Below are 16,860 nucleotides of genomic sequence, written 5' to 3' on the forward strand. Positions count from 1 at the left end.
GGAGCAGCCGCGCGGGGTCACCGGGTCGTGTACGGCCCGGTCGACTCCGCGTGGTAGCCCTTGGCGCCGACGGTGAGCGCCAGCTCGCTGCGCGGCGGGCGGCCCGCGGCGAGCAGGTCGAGGGCGGCGCGGAAGTCGTACGCGGGCGTCCAGCCGAGGTCGGCACGGGCGGCGTCGTTGACGTAGACCCGGTCGATCGAGGGGAACAGCCGCCAGCCCAGCCGCGCGTACAGCTCGGGGGCGTCGGGGACGAGCCGGGCGACGACGGCGGGCGCGTCGGTGCGCAGCCCGGCGAGGTCCTCGCGGCGGAACGGCGTGGTCGCGCTGACGACGTAGCGGCCGAACCCGAGCGCGGGCGCCCGGTCGAGGGCGGCCCGGTGCGCCGAGACCACGTCGGCGAGGTCCACGCGCCGGAACAGCAGCTCGTTGACCTTGACGTTGTCGTCGTCGTAGGCGGCGCGGACGGCGTCGGCGTCGTCGCCCTCGGGGAAGAACCGGGAGGTGCGCAGCACGACGACGGGCAGGCCGGTGTCGCGGGCGAGGAGCTCGCAGAGGTCCTCGGCGGCGACCTTGGTGGCGCCGTAGACGTTCCTCACCCGCGGGGCCACCGCCTCGGTGATCCACGCGGCGGGCTCCCCCGGCGCCGGGGTCAGCGCGCGGCCGAACGCGGAGGTGGTGCTGGTGACCACCACCCGCCCCACGCCGGCGGCCACCGCCTCCTCGAGCACCGTCAGCGTGCCGGTGACGTTGGTGTCGACGAACGCCTGTCGGTCGTGGGTGCCGACGTGCGGCTTGTGCAGCGTGGCGGTGTGCACCACGGCCTGCGCGCCGGCCAGCGCCGCGCGGACGGCGGGCCGGTCCCCCACCGAGGCGACGACATCGGTCCACGGCGAGGGCAGCAGGTCCAGGCCGACGACGTCGTCACCGGCGGCGCGCAGCACGCGGACCAGCGCCTCGCCGAGGTGGCCCGAGCTGCCGGTGACCAGGACGCGCACGGCCCCACCCTGGCACGGTCGCGGCGGAGCACCGCCGGCCCGTCAGGCCCCTCGTCCGGCGCCGGCGGGGAGCGGGCCCGGCAGGGCGGCGGCCGAGCCGACGACGTGGTCGACGAGGCCGTACTCGACGGCCTCCTGCGCGGTGAACCAGCGGTCGCGGTCGGAGTCGCGCTCGATCTCCTCGACGCTGCGCCCGGTGTGCCGGGCCTGCAGCTCGTCGACCTCGCGCTTGAGGCGCCGCAGCAGGTCGGCCTGGACGGCGACGTCGGACTGCACGCCGCCGATCCCGCCGGAGGGCTGGTGCACGAGGATCCGCGTGTGCGGCAGGGTGAACCGCTTGCCCGGCGTGCCGGCGGTGAGGAGGACTGCCCCATCGAGGCCGCCATCCCGAAGGCGTAGGTGGCGACGTCGCAGCCGAGGGACCGCATGGTGTCGTAGACGGCCAGCCCGGCGGTGACCGAGCCACCGGGTGAGTTGACGTAGAGGTGCACGTCCCGGCGCGGGTCGTCGGCCGCCAGGAGCAGCATCTGGGCGCACAACTGGTTGGCGACGTCGTCGTCGACCGCGGTGCCGAGGACCACGATGCGCTCCTGCAGCAGGCGGTCGAGGACGGCGTCCTGCAGGACGGGGGAGCCGTTCGTCGTCATGGTCGTGACCTCCTGGGACCGTCGGGACCGGACGTCCCGCAGTCAATCGGGAGATCCCCGGGAATGCGCTCCGGAATGGCACGGTTTCGCCATTCGCGCAATTGTCGTGCCGACGGCGGAACGGTGTCACCAGGGCAGCCGGCGGCCGTCCCGCAGGAAGTCGCCGGTGGTCCCGCCGGGCGGCAGGTCGACGGCGCGCAGGACGCCGGCGGCCGCGTCCTCCGCCGAGCGGCCGCCGGCGCCCCGCGCGTCGGTCGCCACCCAGCCGGGGCAGACCGAGTTGACCGCTATCCCCTCGCGGCCGAGCTCGGCGGCCAGCATGCGGGTCAGCGCGTTGAGCGCCGCCTTGGAGACCCGGAACCCGGGCGCTCCCCCGCCCATGTTGGCCAGCGACCCCGCCTCGGCCGACACGTTGACGACCCGGCCGGCGGCGCTGCGCCGCAGCAGCGGCAGGAAGGCCTGCGTGGCGCGCCAGGCGCCCAGCACGTCGACCTCCCACGCGTGCCGGACCACGTCCAGGTCCGCCGCGGCGGCGGTGCCCCGCACGTCGCGGGGGGCGCCGGCGTTGTTGACCAGGGCGTCGACGCGGCCGTGGCAGCGGTGCACCTCGTCCGCGGCCCGGCTGCAGCTCGCCGCGTCGGTCACGTCGAGCCGCACGACGTCGACGCGGACGCCGTCGTGCACCCGGAGCTCCCGGGCCGCGGCCCGGCCGAGGGCGAGGTCGCGCACCGCCATGACCGGGGTGTCGCCGCGCAGCGCGAGCCGCCGGACCAGCTCGCGGCCGATCCCGCGGTTGGCCCCGGTCACCACGACCACCGCGGGCCGGTCCGGCGGGTGCCCGGGCCGCGCCGTGGCGGATCCCGGGGCCACGGTGGGTCGTCCCTGCACCACGGCCCCTCCTGCCCCGCGCCCGGCCGGTCACCGTCGGACGCTGCCAGTCCAGGACCTGTGGACCTGTCGGTCCAATGCCCGGCGTGATAGCACCTGGGCATGGACGTGCACCTGCGCGATCTCCGGTACTTCCTCGCGGTGGCCGACGAGCTGCACTTCACGCGGGCCGCGCAGCGGTTGTTCGTCTCGCAGCCGGCGCTCAGCCGGCAGATCCAGGTGCTCGAGCAGCACGTCCGCGCACCGCTGTTCGCCCGCGGGCCCCGCGGGGTCAGCCTCACCGCCGCCGGCCGCGCCCTGGTCCCCTACGCGCGGTCGACGGTCGCGACGTGGGACGAGGCGCAGTCCGCCGTCGCCGAGGCGGTCGCCACCGACAGCCGGACGATCCGGGTCGGGATGAGCATCGGCGTCGGCCGGGGGCTGATCCCGGCAGCGGTCGAGGTGTTCGAGCAGCGCCACCCGGGCTTCACCGTCGAGTTCCAGCAGACGTCGTTCGACGACCGCACCGCCGGGCTGACGTCGGGCGCCACCGACCTGGCGTTCTGCTGGCTGCCGCTGCCCGAGGACAGCGGCCTGCGCCACCGGGTGCTGCTGAGCGAGGAGCGGCACCTGGCCCTGCCCGTCTCCCACCCGCTCACGGCGCGGTCCGAGCTGACGATGGCCGACCTGTACGACGAGCCGTTCCTCGCCCTGCCCGAGTCCAACGGCAGCCTGCGCGACTACTGGCTCGCCGTCGACGCCCGCCACGGGCACCCCGTGCGGATCGGCGCCGTGGTGCACGGGCCCGAGGAGGCGGTGGAGGCGCTCGGCCGGGGTCTCGGGGTCGCGCTGATCAGCGCCGGCAACGCCGAGATCTACCGCCGTCCGGAGTACGTCGTCCGTCCCGTCCGGGGGCTGCCGCCCGGTGAGCTCGCCATCGCCTGGCGGTCCGGCGACCCCCGCCCGGCGGTGCACGACTTCGTGCTCGCCTGCGTCGAGGCCGCCCGGCAGGTGCACCCCGCGGCCGACACGTCCGCCCGGGAGGCCGGTACCCCCACCGCCGCGGCCGGGTGATCGGCACGGTGCCGGCCGGGACGCCGGCCCGCGGTCACCACGGGATGCGCCGCCCGTCGCGGAAGAAGCCGCCGCTGGGCCCGTCGTCGGGGACGTCGACGGCGAACAGGATGCTGGCCGCGCCGTCGGCCACCGGGCGCCCGCCCGCGCCGCCCATGTCGGTGGCCACCCACCCCGGGCAGACGGCGTTGACCAGCACCCGGCGGCGGCGCAGGTCCGCGGCGAGCTTGACGGTGAGCATGTCCAGCGCGGCCTTGGACACCGAGTAGGCCGGCGCTCCCCCCGCGCTCCCGGTCTCGCCGAAGGACCCCGCGCCGCTGGAGACGTTGACCAGGCGGCCGCCGGGCCGCAGCAGCGGGGCCAGCGCCACCGCCATCCGCCAGGCGCCCACCACGTTGACCGCCAGCGCCTCCTCGACGACGCGCAGGTCGGCGTCGGCCGCGCTCTGCCAGGTGTCGTAGTGGACGGCGGCGTTGTTGACGAGCACGTCGACGCCGCCGTGCTCGGCCGCCAGCCAGGAGGCCAGCGCCCCGACGCTGGCGGGGTCGGCGACGTCGAGCCGCCGGACGACGACCGGGCCGGTCATCCCCCGGGCGGCCTCCTGCCCGCGGGCCTCGTCGCGGACCGCGAGCACGGTGGTCACCCCGCGGGCGGCGAGCCGGGCGGCCACCTCCCGGCCGATCCCGCGGTTGGCCCCGGTGACGACCGCGACGCCGCTGGTCCTCACAGCGACCCCGCGACGGCGTCGGGGGTCAGGGCCGCCAGCGCCGTCGGCCAGCCGGTGTCGCCCTGCTCGAGCCGGACGCCGGTGGCCGGCTCGTCGGTCAGCCAGCCGGGCCGGACGACGGCGGGGTCGGCGCCGCTGGCCCGCAGCGCCTGCTCGCCCCGGGCCCGGGCCTCCGTCACGTGCGCCATGGCCGGGTGGGCCTGCGGCCGGGTGACGTAGATCTGGCTCACCAGCACCACCCGCAGGTCCCGCTCGGCCGCGGCGGCGGCCAGGGCGGCGACCCCGCGGTGCACCACCGTCTCGGCCCCGGCCGCGTCGTGGGGCGGCCCGACGCAGACCACGACGCCGTCGACGTCCGCGAGGGCCGCCGGCCAGGTGGCGGGGTCGTCGAGGTCCCCGACGATCGTCCGGACACCGGCGGCCGGCCGGGGCCGGCGGCTGAGGACCGCGACCGGCCGGCCGGCGGCGAGCAGCCGCTCGACCACCCGCCGGCCGGTGCGGCCCGAACCGCCGACGACGAGCGAGGTGCTCACGACGGCCGGGTCCCGGACGGGGAGGAGGTGTCCGCGACCCGGTCGCCGGGGCCGGCGAGGACGCGGTGCGCGACGTCGGCGGCGGTCGGTGCGGTCACGTCAGGTGCTCGGCGAGGTGGGCGCCGGCCAGGGACACCGCGCGGTCGACGTGCGCGCTGCTGTCGTAGAAGTCGAACTGGCTGCCCTCGCCCCAGTACTGGTCGATCGTCCCGTCCACCGAGACGGCGAACCGGTGCGCCCCCTGGGGGATGGCGGCGCTCTCGCTGTGCACCAGCAGCACCGGCTGCCGCACCTGCGGCGCCAGGGCGATCGGGTCGTAGGTGAGCCACCCCGGCCAGGCCATGACGGCGAAGCGGTTGGGCCACGCACGCACCGCGCCGCGCCGGGGGTTCTGGTAGAAGTCGACGTCGAAGGGCATCGCGGTCAGCGGGTCCCCGGCGCCCACCGCCGGTACGTAGGTCACCTCCCCGGTCGCCTCGAAGTGGCTGCGGGCGCGGGCGCCGGCGGCCATCCGCATCGCCACGCCCTCCGCGCCGCCATAGGTGTCCGCGACGATCCGCGCGTCGTGCAGCCAGGGCGCGACCAGCGCCAGCGCGCGCACCCGCGGGTCGGCGACGGCGTTGCTCACCGTGTATCCGGCCGACGCGCAGACGCCGAGCGCGCCGATCCGCTGCGGGTCGACGACGTCGGTGCGGCCGGCCAGGTAGCCGACCGCGTCGCCGATGTCGCGGGCCTTGAGCGCCGGCGACTCGTAGTCGCGCAGCGCTCCCCCGCTGGCCCCGTACCCCGTGTGGTCGAAGGCGAGGGTGGTGTGGCCCCGGGCGGCCAGCCGTGCGGCGTACCGGTCGGCCATCTGCTCCCGGACGCTGGTCCAGGTGCCGGTGACCACCACGCCGGGCAGGGGCCCGTCCGCGTCCTCCGGCCGGTACAGCACCCCGGCGAGCGGGACGCCGTGGGCGGGGAAGACGACGGCCTCGGCGGTCACGCCGTCCGCGCGGCGGCGCAGCTCGTCGCGGACTCGGGCCGGCGCGACGTCCTCGCGCACGGGCATCGGGGGCGCACTGGTCATGCCACTCTCCACGGCGAGGGGGAGGACGGTGCGGTGGCGGACCACCGAGGGGGGCGCCGTCCACGGTCGCGCGCGGCCGCGCGGCGGACCAATACCGAACCCGATCGGCTCCCGCTATGCCACACGGCACGGCACGGCACGGCACGGCTGTCGGCGTCCGCGGCAGCGCCCACGTGCGCGAGCAGGTACCGCGCGCGGAACCGGTGACGGGAACCGGGGGTCTGCGCCAGGATGTGCCGCCGCTCAGCCCCCCACCTCGCCGGAGACCCCCATGCCCGCACCATCCCTGCCCGGGGACCAGGTGATCGCCTTCGTCCTGCTGGACATCGCGATCATCCTGATCGCCGCCCGCGTCGTCGGCAGCCTCGCCCTGCGGATCGGCCAGCCCCGCGTCGTCGGGGAGATCGTCGCCGGGGTCCTGCTCGGCCCCTCCCTGCTCGGGGCCACGACGTTCGTCTGGGACGACGCCCCCGCCTTCCTGGCCTGCGACCGGTCCCTCCCCGAGGGAGTGGCCCCGAGCATCAGCTCGTGCCTGTTCCCCGCTCAGGCGCAGAGCGGGTTGAGCCTGCTGGGCACGATCGCCCTGGTCCTGTTCATGTTCCTGGTGGGGCTGGAGCTCGACACCGACCGCCTGCGTGGCCGGGCCGCCGGCATCGTCACCGTCGCCGTGGGGGTCGTGGCCATCCCGGTCGCGCTGGGGTTCCTCATCGCGCCGGTCCTCTTCACCGACCGGTTCACCGGCGTCGGCGATCCGTCCCGGATCGGCTTCACGCTCATGGTGGGCGCGATGCTGGCGGTGACCGCCTTCCCGGTGGCCGCGCGCATCCTCCAGGAGAAGGGGCTGGCGACCTCCCCGCTCGGCATCGTCGGCATCGCGGCGGCGGCGCTGGTCACCATCCTCATGTTCCTCACGGTGGGCGTCGCCCGGGGCGTGGCGACCGGGGAGCCGTCGTCGTCGCACCTGTGGCGGCTGACGGGGACGCTGGCCTTCCTCGCGGTGATGTGGCTGGTCGTCCGGCCGGCACTGGCACGGGTGTTCAGCGGTGACAAGGTGGCCGACCCGCTGACCGGCACCCAGTTCGCCGTCGTCCTGGGCGTGGTCGTGCTGGCCGCCTACGCCGCCGACCGGATCGGCATCCACGCGCTCGTCGGCGGCTTTGTGGCCGGCCTGGTCGTGCCGCGCCACGCGGTCCTCACCACGGCGCTGACCTCCCGGCTCTCCGACGTGGCGATCGTGTTCCTGCTGCCGATCTTCCTGGCCTACAGCGGACTGCGCACCGACTTCACCACGCTGACCTGGGCCGCGCTGCCCGGCATCGCGCTGTTCGTGGTCGTGGCCGTCGTCGGCAAGTGGGGCGGGGCCCTGGTCAGCGGGCGCCTCGGCGGGCTGTCCTGGAGCGAGAGCAACGCGCTGGGCATCCTGATGAACTGCCGCGGCCTGATGGTGCTCGTCGCCGCCCTGGTGGCGCTCAACGCCGGGGTCATCAGCCCCCAGCTGCAGGTCGGCGCGGTGGTCATGGCGCTGATCACCACCGGGATGACCGGCCCGCTGGTCGACCGGTTCCTGGGCCGCCCGGACCAGCAGCCGGCCGCCCGGGCGGTCGAGGTCGGCTGACCCGGCCGCGCCGCCCCGGCGCGATCCCGCCCGCACCGCACCGGCCCGGCCCCTCGACGAGGGACCGGGCCGGTGGCACGTCCGGGCCCCGTCGTCGGGCGACGGCCCTTCGCCTCTGCCCGTGCGTCCGGGCCGGCGGGAGGGTCGGTCCATGCGCCAGCAGCTGCGTTCGGTCCGAGCCGGGGTGGTCACGGTCCTCGGCGTCGTCCTGCTCACCTCGTGCTCCGGCGACGAGGAGGGCTCCGGCGACGGCGGTGGGTCCGCCGCCGACACCCCGGCGACCAGCTCCCCCGCGGAGGAGACGACAGCCGGGGACGACTTCTGCACCCAGGCCGAGGACCTCGACCAGCGGGTCGAGACGGCGCTGGAGCAGTCGGACCGTGACGAGTCGATCCCCGACGTCTTCCGTCAGCTCGCCGAGGAGATGCAGGGCATCACCGCGCCGGACGCCATCGCCGCCGACTGGGACACCATGCGGTCCGGACTGGAGCGGATGGCCGACGCGGTGGCCGACCTCGACCTCGGCGACGCCGACTCCGTGGCCGCCCTGGAGGACGCCGGCAGCGGGCTGGAGGACGCGAGCGACCACGTCGAGACCTACCTGCGCGACGAGTGCGGCATCGGCTGACCCGGACGCCACCGGCCCGGCCCCTCGGGGAGGGACCGGGCAGGTGGACGACCGGTCAGCGGCGGGGAGGCCCCGCCGGCCGGGTCAGCTGCAGCCGCTGGTCGAGCCGCAGCCCTCGCAGACGTAGCAGCTGCCGGCCGGGCGCATCTTCGTGCCGCAGGTCATGCACAGCGGCGCGTCGGTGACGTTGCCGGTGACCATCTCGAACAGCTCGGCCGAGGAGTGGGCCTCCTTGACCGGCTCGGCCTTCGGCTCCGGCTTGGCCGGCGCCTCGGTCGGCACCGAGCCGCGCAGCGCCTCGACGTCGACCTCCTCCTCGACGACGGTGGCCGTCGACGCGGAGGTGTCGTAGCCGGCCACCTGCGCCGCCCGCTCCTCGGCGGTGAAGATGCCCAGGGTGGCGCGGGTGTCGACCGGCAGGTGGTCGAGCGCCAGGCGACGGAAGATGTAGTCCATCACCGACTGGGCGATCCGGATGTCCGGGTCGTCGGTCATGCCGGCCGGCTCGAAGCGCATGTTGGTGAACTTCTGGATGTAGGTCTCCAGCGGCACACCGTGCTGCAGCGCGATCGAGATGCCGATCGAGAAGGCGTCCATGACACCGGCCAGGGTCGAGCCCTGCTTACCCAGCTTGAGGAACACCTCGCCCAGGCTGCCGTCCTCGTACATGCCGGCGGTCATGTAGCCCTCGGCGCCGGCGACGCTGAACGACGTCGTCATGCTCTGCCGCTTCTTGGGCAGCCGGCGGCGCACCGGGTGCGAGGTCGTGGTGACCGGAGCCGCCTCGGCCTCGACCGTGGCCTCGGACTTCTTGGCCTTGGCGTCGGACAGCGGCTGACCGACCTTGCAGTTGTCGCGGTAGATCGCCAGCGCCTTGAGGCCGAGCTTCCAGCCCTGGAAGTAGATGTTCTCGACGTCCTCGACGGTCGCCGTCTCCGGCATGTTGACCGTCTTGCTGATGGCGCCGGAGATGAACGGCTGCACCGCGGCCATCATGCGGACGTGGCCCATCGGGGAGATGGCCCGCTCGCCCATGGCGCAGTCGAAGACCTCGTAGTGCTCCGGGCGCAGGCTCGGGGCGTCGACGACGTGGCCGTGCTCGGCGATGTACTCGACGATCGCCTCGACCTGCTCGTCCTGGTAGCCGAGGCTCTTGAGCGCCCGCGGGACCGTCTGGTTGACGATCTGCATGGACCCGCCGCCGACCAGCTTCTTGTACTTGACCAGCGAGAAGTCCGGCTCGATGCCGGTCGTGTCGCAGTCCATCATGAAACCGATGGTGCCGGTGGGGGCGAGCACCGAGGCCTGCGCGTTGCGCCAGCCGTTGTCCGCGCCGATCTCCAGGCACTCCTGCCACTGGGCGGTGGCGGCCCGCAGCACGTCGGCGTCGTCGGCGCCGACCGGGCGGATGGCGTCGTTGGCCGCGGCGTGCTTGCGCATGACGCGGGCGTGCGCGTCGGCGTTGCGGGCGAACCCGTCGTAGGCGCCGACGATGCCGGCCAACTCGGCCGAGCGGCGGTAGGCGGTGCCGGTCATCAGCGAGGTGATCGCCGCGGCGAGGGTCTGCCCGCCGCGCGAGTCGTAGGCGTGGCCGGTGGCCATCAGCAGCGCGCCGAGGTTGGCGTAGCCGATGCCCAGCTGCCGGTAGGCGCGGGTGGTCTCACCGATCGGCTCGGTCGGGAAGTCGGCGAAGCAGATGGAGATGTCCATCGCCGTGATGACCAGCTCGACGGCCTTGACGAAGGTCCGGGCGTCGAACGTCCCGTCGTCCTTGAGGAACTTCATGAGGTTCAGGGACGCCAGGTTGCACGAGCTGTTGTCCAGGCTCATGTACTCCGAGCAGGGGTTGGACGCGTTGATCCGGCCCGTCTCGGGGTTGGTGTGCCAGTCGTTGATCGTGTCGTCGTACTGGATGCCGGGGTCGGCGCACTCCCACGCGGCCTGGGTGACCTTGCGGAAGAGCTCCTTGGCGTCGACGGTCTCGATCACCGAGCCGTCGAGGCGGCCGCGCAGGCCGAACGGCGTGCCGTCCTCCACCGCGCGCATGAACTCGTCGGAGACGCGGACGGAGTTGTTGGCGTTCTGGTACTGGACGCTGGTGATGTCCTTGCCGCCGAGGTCCATGTCGTACCCGGCGTCGCGCAGCGCGCGGATCTTGTCCTCCTCGCGCGCCTTGGTCTCGATGAACTCCTCGATGTCGGGGTGGTCGATGTCGAGGACGACCATCTTCGCCGCGCGCCGGGTGGCGCCGCCGGACTTGATCGTCCCGGCGGAGGCGTCGGCGCCGCGCATGAAGCTGACCGGGCCCGAGGCGGTGCCGCCGGAGGACAGCAGCTCCTTGGACGAGCGGATGCGGGAGAGGTTCAGGCCGGCGCCGGAGCCGCCCTTGAAGATCAGCCCCTCCTCCCGGTACCAGTTGAGGATCGAGTCCATCGTGTCGTCGACGGCGAGGATGAAGCAGGCGCTGACCTGCTGCGGGGCGGGCGTGCCGACGTTGAACCACACGGGGCTGTTGAAGCTGAACACCTGGTGCAGGAGCATCCAGGTCAGCTCGTGCTCGAAGACCTCCGCGTCGCCCTCGCTGGCGAAGTAGCCGTGCTCGCGGCCGGCGGCGCCGTAGGTGAGCACCACCCGGTCGATGAGCTGGCGCAGGCTGGTCTCGCGCTGCGGGGTGCCGACGGCGCCGCGGAAGTACTTCGTGGTGACGATGTTGGTGGCGTTGATGCTCCACTCGGCGGGGAACTCGACGCCGCGCTGCTCGAAGTTGATCGAGCCGTCACGCCAGTTGGTCATGACGACGTCGCGCCGCTCCCAGACCACCTCGTCGTAGGGGTGCACCCCGGCGGTCGTGTAGACCCGCTTGATCTTCAGGCCCTTCCCCCGGGTCGGCGCCTTGACGGCCCGACGCGTACGGCCTGCCGGGCGGTCCTCGATCTCGGTCACGAGCTCTCCCTCGGTGAGTGGTCCGGGCGGCTGGGGAAGAGAGCCACCCTGTTCCTAGCGGTTGGTGCTGACGGTTTCTGGGGTGGTGCTGAGCGGTTGGTGCTGAGTGGGTGGTGCCGATCGGGCCGGCGACGCTGCCGGCCGGTGGTCAGGTGCCGGACGTGCCGGCGGTGCTCGCCGGGCCGCGCCCGCCGCGACGGCGCAGCGGCGGGTCGAGCTGCATGCCCGGCAGCGGCGGCGTGCCACCGGTGTGGTGCCGCGCCCGCAGCTCGGTGATCTCCTTCTCGAAGTCCTCCACCGAGCTGAAGGCCCGGTAGACGCTGGCGAAGCGCAGGTAGGCGACCTCGTCGAGCTCGCGCAGCGGGCGCAGGATCGCCAGGCCGACCTCGTGGCTGGGCACCTCGGCCACCCCGCTGGCGCGGATGGCGTCCTCCACCTGCTGGGCAAGCTGCTGGAGCTGGTCCTCGTCGACCGGCCGGCCCTGGCAGGCCCGGCGCACGCCGGCGACGACCTTGGAGCGGTTGAACGGCTCGCTGACCCCGCTGCGCTTGACGACGGCGAGGACGGCCTCCTCCACGGTGGTGAAGCGGCGGCCACAGGCGGGGCACGAGCGGCGGCGCCGGGTGGTCGCCCCCTCGTCGGCCTCGCGCGAGTCGATCACCCGGCTGTCGGGGTTGTGGCAGAACGGGCACCGCACTGCGGTTCACCTCCTCCGCGGACGGGCTCGGTACCGGTGTCCCGGCGCCGGGTGGGGCGGGTCGGCGGGCCGCCGGGTGCACCCGGCACCCGGTCCGCCGACCTCTGCTGTGGACCTCTCTGGGGACATCCGGTGGACGCCCCGGGGAGAACCTGAGGACGGACCTGTGGAGGACCTCCATCGGTACAACTACTAGATGTAGGGGGACCGTAGGCCTGGCTCCACAACATCTGCAAGTCGACACCGGGCGTGTCTCGTCCGCCGAGACCCGCTCGTGACCTCCTGGTGACCACGCGCGAGCAGGTCTCCCACCGGCCACACGACACGCCGCGGGCGCCCGCGTGTCGGCGCGCGTGGGATCGGAGGCGGGTGTACCGGTCGCCTGCGGAGGTCGCCGGATCCCGCCGGGGCGGCCCACGAGGGCAGAGCCGGTGACCCCGGTGGGACCCCGCTCCGGGCAGGTCCCGGGCGGGCGGGACGCGGTGGAGACGGATGCCGGCGAGGCGCGGAACGCCCGGGCCGGCGGAGCTCAGACCGTCGGGCGGACCGCCGGACGACCACTCCGGGCATTCGGCACGAGGTCGCCGAGCCGGATGGGTCGGGTCAGCAGGTCGGGCTCCTCCGCCGGCACGACCGCGAGGCCCGGGCCGGAGCCGGGGACGACGGCCGACCCGGCGACCGCCTCGACCCCCGAGCCTGCGACGACGGCCGGCATCTCCGTCGTGACCGCGCGGTGGCGGCCCGATCCGGCGCCGGCGGGTGCGCGGTGCCGGCCGGACCCGGCCATCCCGACGGCGGGCTGCTCGGCGGTCACGTCAGCGCCGTGCCGCCGGAACCGGCGGGGGCGCGGGACCGGGCCCCCCGCGACGGGCACCGCGGCGGTGGCGGGCACCGCCGCGACAGCGGGTACCGCGGCGACACCGGGTACGGCCGCGAGCGCAGGCATCGCGGCGGTGGCGGGCGCGTCCGCCGGCGCGGGGGTGGCGGTGGTGGGTGCGGCGCCGGCCACCGGCGCGAGTGCCAGACGGCGCTCGGGCAGCCGGACCGCGGTCAGCTCCACCCAGGTCCCGGCGCCCTCGACGACCCCGGGGACGTCGGCCCGCAGCCGCACCCAGACCTCGCAGGCACCGGTGTCGTCGTGCCGCCAGCCGAGCATCGCCCCCGGCACCCAGGCGCCGTCCACGAGCACCTCGACGTCCTGCGGCGACCCGAAGGACACTGCCGCCCGGCTGTTCACGGCTGCTGACACGCTCCTCACCGTATGTGTTGATCCGAGGTCGGCGCGTGAGCGACCGGGGTCCGATGGTTGACGAACCGGCGAGGACGCTCTCGTCACTTCTCCGAGCGGCCTCCCGGTGGCCGTCACGGTTGGCGCGGCGGGTCAGGGCAGCCGGAGGACCTGCCCGGCGACCACCGCGGACCCCTCGAGGTCGTTGAGCGCCTCGATCGCGTGCACCACGGCGCGCACGTCCTGGCCGTCGCCGGCGACGTCGTCGGCGATGGACCACACCGTGTCACCCGGCTCGACGACGACGCTGCTCTCCCCGGCCAGCTGCAGGCCCTGGCGGGGAGCGAGGACCTCCCGGCCCAGGAGCGCGCCCCCGAGGCCCGCGGCCAGGACCAGGACGACCACCAGGCGCCGCCCGCGGCGGGTCAGCCGGACGGGCGCCGGCGCCGGGACGGCCGTGCGGCCGGGCGCGCGCCGGACCGGCTGCGCGGACACCGGCCGCCCTCCGGGCCGGGCCGGGTCGCGGCGGGTGCGGCGCGCCCCGGCGGCGGGACCGGCGGCGCGGGCGGCCGGCTCCGCCGGGAGGTCGGGCACCGGACGCAGGTGGCCGGCCACGCGCGGCCCGGCCCCGGGCAGCGGGGCCGGGGGTGCCGGCGGGTCCTGACGGGCGGGGCGGGCGGAGGCGTCGGGGCGCACCGGCCGGCGGGCGGGAGCGGGGCCGCCCGCGGGACCGTCGGCGAGCAGGGGCCGCCAGGGCACCCGGACCGTCGCGTCGAACTCCAGCACCGCCTGGCGCACGCTGCCCATGACCACTCTCCTCGTCGACCCCATCGCATCGAACAGGCGTTCGATCGAACGTGTGTGCGATGTCTACCGCACGACACCGACAGGAGCCAGCCGACACCTCCCACTGGTTTCGAACACACGTTTGAAGTACCGGTCCGGAGGCGCTACGGTCCGATCAGCAGCCGTCCGCCCCGCACCCGGCGGTCGACACCGGCAGCACCGGCACCGTCGGTCACCGACCGGGAGGTCCCGGGCCGGGGCGGGACGGGACACGAGGGCCGTGGGGACACGGCCGGCGAGGAGGAGACGTGGCGGGCACCAGCGGGACCGGCCAGGGCACACGCGGGAGCACGACCACCCGGCGGGGTGCCGGCCGGCGGGGCACCGACGCCGCCGCCGAGGGGACCGGCACGCAGACCGGCGCGGTGCGCACCTTCCCCGACCGGGGCGAGGCCGGCGACGGGCTCACGCAGCGCCAGCGCCGGGTGCTCGAGGTCATCCGCGACTCGATCGAGCGGCGCGGCTACCCGCCCTCGGTGCGGGAGATCGGCGAGGCGGTGGGCCTGTCGTCGGCGTCGTCGGTCGCCCACCAGCTCTCCGTGCTGCAGAAGAAGGGCTGGCTGCGGCGCGACCCCAACCGCCCCCGCGCGCTCGACGTGCGGCTGCCCGGCGACACCGCGGCCGAGGCCGCGTCGCCGGCCGCCGCGGCGGCCGGCGACGCCACCGCCCCCACGTACGTGCCGCTGGTCGGCCGGATCGCCGCCGGTGGCCCGGTCCTCGCCGAGCAGGCGGTCGAGGACGTCTTCCCGCTCCCCCGCGAGCTCGTCGGCGACGGCACCCTGTTCATGCTCCGGGTGGCCGGTGACTCGATGGTCGACGCGGCCATCTGCGACGGCGACTGGGTGGTCGTGCGCCAGCAGCCCACCGCGGAGAACGGCGAGATCGTGGCCGCGATGCTCGACGGCGAGGCCACCGTCAAGACCTACAAGCGCCGCGACGGCCACGTGTGGCTGCTGCCGCACAACCCGGCCTACGAGCCCATCCCGGGCGACGAGGCGACCATCCTCGGCCGGGTGGTCACCGTCCTGCGCCGCGTCTGACCCTCGCCCCCGCCGGCCTCACCCGGGCCGGCGGGGGGCACGGCACGCGGCCTCAGCCGGCCGGCGGTCCCGCCGCGCGGCCCCGGCGCAGCCGGCCGGCCAGCCACACCAGCACCGTGGCAACCCCGGCGGCGACCAGTCCCGCGGCGACCGGGGGCACGACCGTGCCGCCGTCGTCGAGCGCGACCGCCGGCGACGGGTCGGCCGCCGAGGACGGCGCCGGAGCCGCCGTCCCGGCCGGGACAGGCACGAGCGTGACGTCGCCGGGCAGCCCCTCGCCGGCCACGAGGAGCGCGGCACCGTCCGCGGTGAACGACACCGCCTCCCCCTGCGGCGCCTCGGGCAGCGCGATGCGCACCGGCTCGCCGGCCAGGGCGGCCGGCACGTCGGAGCCGGTCAGCGGCCAGACGTAGGCGTCGGTGTAGGTGCGCAGCGCGATCCGGCTGCCGTCGCGGGCCACCGCGCCGCCGGTCACCAGGAGCTGACCGGCCCGGCCCACCGGGCCGCCCGGTGTCCCGGTCAGCGTGAACGTCACGCGGCTGACGTCGGCCAGCGCCACCGTGCCGCCGTCGACCAGCGGCGCCGAGGGACGGTAGACACGGCTGGCGCCGAGCACCTCCTTGGTCACCACGTACGGGGTGCCGTCGGGGGCCACCAGCAGCGCCTCGGCGTCGTGCGGGCCGTCGGGATAGGTGAGCCGGAACAGCGCGGTGCCGCCGTCGGGCCGCAGGGCGATGAGGGCGACGGTGTCCCGGGTGGCGTTGTTGTCGCCGGTGTCGGCCAGCCACACGGTGCCGTCGGGTCCGACGCCGAGGTCCTCGGGGTCGTAGGGGTCCAGCGGCGCGACGGTCTCGTCCACCACGCGGCAGGTCTGGTCGAGCACGGAGACGGCCACCTGCTCGCCGCCGTCGGCGATGGCCAGCAGGCGGTCCCCGACGTCGACGAGGCCGGAGAGCTCGGCGAGCCGGGGATCGGTCACCTGGCAGCGCAGCGACGGGCCGGCCGGCTCCTCGGCGGCAGCGGGGTGCGCGGGACCCAGCGCGGGGCCCAGCGCGATGGCCAGACCGGCGAGTACGGCGACGGCCCACCCGGGGTGCGCCCCGGCGCTACGCGGGGGGACGGCCGGCTCGGGCACTGCCCCAGCGTGACAGAACGACTGCGTCGAGTGCGTGAACCACGCCCAGCAGCAGCACCCCCACCGAGGCCCCGACCACCGCGTCGGTGACCCAGTGGAAGTCCAGCGACACCATGGCGATCCCGGTGAGCACCGGGCCCACGACGCTGAGCCACCACAGCGCACGCTGCACCGCCGGGGTGAGCCGGTACTCGACCGCCAGCCAGCGGGCCACCCCCCACATCAGCACGGCGTTGGCCACGTGCCCGGAGGGGTAGCTGGCCCCGTCGCGGTGGAAGAAGGAGCCGGGATAGGCCGGCGCGGTGCGGCCGGTGCCGTACTTGAACGCGTAGACCACGACGGTCAGCAGCGCGAGCGCGGTGAGCACCCGCACCAGCGGCAGCAGGGTCCGCCGGCGGATGCACAGCCAGCCGACCAGGCCGGCCAGGACGATGAGGATGGTGCCGCGCCCACCGATCTGCGTGACCGCCCAGACCGGCCAGTAGCCCGGCGAGTCGCGCAGGTCCCATGCGCTGACGACCTCGGAGACCTCCAGGTCGAGCCGTTCGAGCACGCCGCGGTTGAGCAGGTCGACGGTGACCGCCGTGGTGACGACGAACGCCACGAGCAGCAGCCACCAGGACGGCCGCCCGGGGGTGACGACGGCGGGGACGGGAGCCGACGGGGCGCCGTCGGCCGGTGCCCCCCTCCCGCGTCGTACCACGCCGCTGGTCACGCGGTCACGGTACCGGGCCGTGACCCGCCCGTGACCTCGCCGCAGGTGGACGGCGAGCCGCCCGGGGGACCGGCGGGGAGCCGGTCCCCCGGGCGGGGGAC

15 protein-coding genes and 1 pseudogene are annotated in these 16,860 nt (G+C 75.4%); 4 read left to right on the forward strand and 12 right to left on the reverse strand.

Annotated features, from left to right (window positions below; genetic code table 11):
- Positions 1-17: 17 nt before the first annotated feature.
- The 3 genes and pseudogenes from CHC04_RS13050 to CHC04_RS13060 form a co-directional block, all read right to left on the reverse strand.
- Positions 18-995, reverse strand: coding sequence for an NAD-dependent epimerase/dehydratase family protein (locus tag CHC04_RS13050; RefSeq protein ID WP_089404346.1), 978 nt, complete (start codon positions 993-995; stop codon positions 18-20).
- A gap of 42 nt (positions 996-1,037) precedes the next feature.
- Positions 1,038-1,642 (reverse strand): annotated as a pseudogene (locus CHC04_RS25430) (ClpP family protease).
- A gap of 126 nt (positions 1,643-1,768) precedes the next feature.
- Positions 1,769-2,530 carry an SDR family NAD(P)-dependent oxidoreductase gene (locus CHC04_RS13060; protein WP_217897345.1) on the reverse strand — a complete coding sequence of 254 codons (762 nt, stop codon included), beginning with the start codon at positions 2,528-2,530 and terminating at the stop codon, positions 1,769-1,771.
- Positions 2,531-2,632: 102 nt separating this feature from the next.
- On the opposite strand from CHC04_RS13060, the gene CHC04_RS13065 reads away from it, so the two are divergent.
- Positions 2,633-3,583, forward strand: coding sequence for a LysR family transcriptional regulator (locus CHC04_RS13065; RefSeq protein WP_089404348.1), 951 nt, complete (start codon positions 2,633-2,635; stop codon positions 3,581-3,583).
- Between the two features lie 34 nt (positions 3,584-3,617).
- Here CHC04_RS13065 and CHC04_RS13070 read toward each other — a convergent pair whose 3' ends face one another.
- The 3 genes from CHC04_RS13070 to CHC04_RS13080 form a co-directional block, all read right to left on the reverse strand.
- Positions 3,618-4,310: an SDR family NAD(P)-dependent oxidoreductase gene (locus tag CHC04_RS13070; RefSeq protein WP_089404349.1), complete on the reverse strand. Its 693-nt coding sequence runs from the start codon at positions 4,308-4,310 to the stop codon at positions 3,618-3,620.
- Complete coding sequence (locus CHC04_RS13075) at positions 4,307-4,843, reverse strand: NAD(P)H-binding protein (protein WP_089404350.1); 537 nt, start codon at positions 4,841-4,843, stop codon at positions 4,307-4,309. Before CHC04_RS13075 ends, CHC04_RS13070 begins: the two co-directional genes overlap by 4 nt.
- A gap of 94 nt (positions 4,844-4,937) precedes the next feature.
- A complete protein-coding gene (locus tag CHC04_RS13080; RefSeq protein ID WP_217897346.1) occupies positions 4,938-5,912 on the reverse strand; it encodes an alpha/beta hydrolase in 975 nt (324 codons plus the stop codon).
- Positions 5,913-6,183: 271 nt separating this feature from the next.
- Here CHC04_RS13080 and CHC04_RS13085 point away from each other — a divergent pair, with 271 nt between their 5' ends.
- Both CHC04_RS13085 and CHC04_RS13090 read left to right on the forward strand, forming a co-directional pair.
- A complete protein-coding gene (locus CHC04_RS13085) occupies positions 6,184-7,527 on the forward strand; it encodes a cation:proton antiporter (protein WP_176449989.1) in 1,344 nt (447 codons plus the stop codon).
- 151 nt (positions 7,528-7,678) lie between these two features.
- The gene (locus CHC04_RS13090) at positions 7,679-8,155 is read left to right on the forward strand and encodes a hypothetical protein (protein ID WP_089404352.1); all 477 of its coding nucleotides are present in this window, start codon (positions 7,679-7,681) and stop codon (positions 8,153-8,155) included.
- 84 nt (positions 8,156-8,239) lie between these two features.
- On the opposite strand, the gene CHC04_RS13095 is transcribed toward CHC04_RS13090, so the two are convergent.
- From CHC04_RS13095 to CHC04_RS13110, 4 genes are all read right to left on the reverse strand, one after another.
- Positions 8,240-11,098: a vitamin B12-dependent ribonucleotide reductase gene (locus tag CHC04_RS13095; RefSeq protein ID WP_089404353.1), complete on the reverse strand. Its 2,859-nt coding sequence runs from the start codon at positions 11,096-11,098 to the stop codon at positions 8,240-8,242.
- A gap of 148 nt (positions 11,099-11,246) precedes the next feature.
- Complete coding sequence (gene nrdR / locus CHC04_RS13100; protein ID WP_089404354.1) at positions 11,247-11,795, reverse strand: transcriptional regulator NrdR; 549 nt, start codon at positions 11,793-11,795, stop codon at positions 11,247-11,249.
- A 529-nt stretch (positions 11,796-12,324) separates the two neighbouring features.
- On the reverse strand, positions 12,325-13,044 hold the full coding sequence (locus CHC04_RS13105; RefSeq protein ID WP_141233796.1) for a hypothetical protein: 720 nt from the start codon (positions 13,042-13,044) through the stop codon (positions 12,325-12,327).
- 132 nt (positions 13,045-13,176) lie between these two features.
- Positions 13,177-13,830, reverse strand: coding sequence for a LysM peptidoglycan-binding domain-containing protein (locus CHC04_RS13110; RefSeq protein ID WP_089404356.1), 654 nt, complete (start codon positions 13,828-13,830; stop codon positions 13,177-13,179).
- Between the two features lie 287 nt (positions 13,831-14,117).
- Here CHC04_RS13110 and lexA point away from each other — a divergent pair, with 287 nt between their 5' ends.
- Positions 14,118-14,909: a transcriptional repressor LexA gene (lexA, locus tag CHC04_RS13115; RefSeq protein ID WP_089404357.1), complete on the forward strand. Its 792-nt coding sequence runs from the start codon at positions 14,118-14,120 to the stop codon at positions 14,907-14,909.
- Positions 14,910-14,961: 52 nt separating this feature from the next.
- Here lexA and CHC04_RS13120 read toward each other — a convergent pair whose 3' ends face one another.
- Both CHC04_RS13120 and CHC04_RS13125 read right to left on the reverse strand, forming a co-directional pair.
- Positions 14,962-16,044, reverse strand: a complete 1,083-nt coding sequence (locus tag CHC04_RS13120) for an NHL repeat-containing protein (RefSeq protein ID WP_089404358.1) — start codon at positions 16,042-16,044, stop codon at positions 14,962-14,964.
- Positions 16,016-16,759, reverse strand: a complete 744-nt coding sequence (locus CHC04_RS13125) for a phosphatase PAP2 family protein (protein ID WP_245817168.1) — start codon at positions 16,757-16,759, stop codon at positions 16,016-16,018. Before CHC04_RS13125 ends, CHC04_RS13120 begins: the two co-directional genes overlap by 29 nt.
- Between the last annotated feature and the right edge of the window lie 101 nt (positions 16,760-16,860).

The organism is Geodermatophilus saharensis (genome assembly GCF_900188205.1).
Taxonomy (GTDB): Bacteria; Actinomycetota; Actinomycetes; order Mycobacteriales; family Geodermatophilaceae; genus Geodermatophilus; species Geodermatophilus saharensis.

What these genes read in the sequence shown, in the direction of transcription:
- CHC04_RS13065 (WP_089404348.1), top strand. Translation starts at nt 2,633, where the DNA reads ATGGACGTGCACCTGCGCGATCTCCGGTACTTCCTCGCGGTGGCCGAC.
- CHC04_RS13080 (WP_217897346.1), bottom strand. Translation starts at nt 5,912, where the DNA reads ATGACCAGTGCGCCCCCGATGCCCGTGCGCGAGGACGTCGCGCCGGCC.
- CHC04_RS13085 (WP_176449989.1), top strand. Translation starts at nt 6,184, where the DNA reads ATGCCCGCACCATCCCTGCCCGGGGACCAGGTGATCGCCTTCGTCCTG.
- CHC04_RS13090 (WP_089404352.1), top strand. Translation starts at nt 7,679, where the DNA reads ATGCGCCAGCAGCTGCGTTCGGTCCGAGCCGGGGTGGTCACGGTCCTC.
- CHC04_RS13110 (WP_089404356.1), bottom strand. Translation starts at nt 13,830, where the DNA reads ATGGGCAGCGTGCGCCAGGCGGTGCTGGAGTTCGACGCGACGGTCCGG.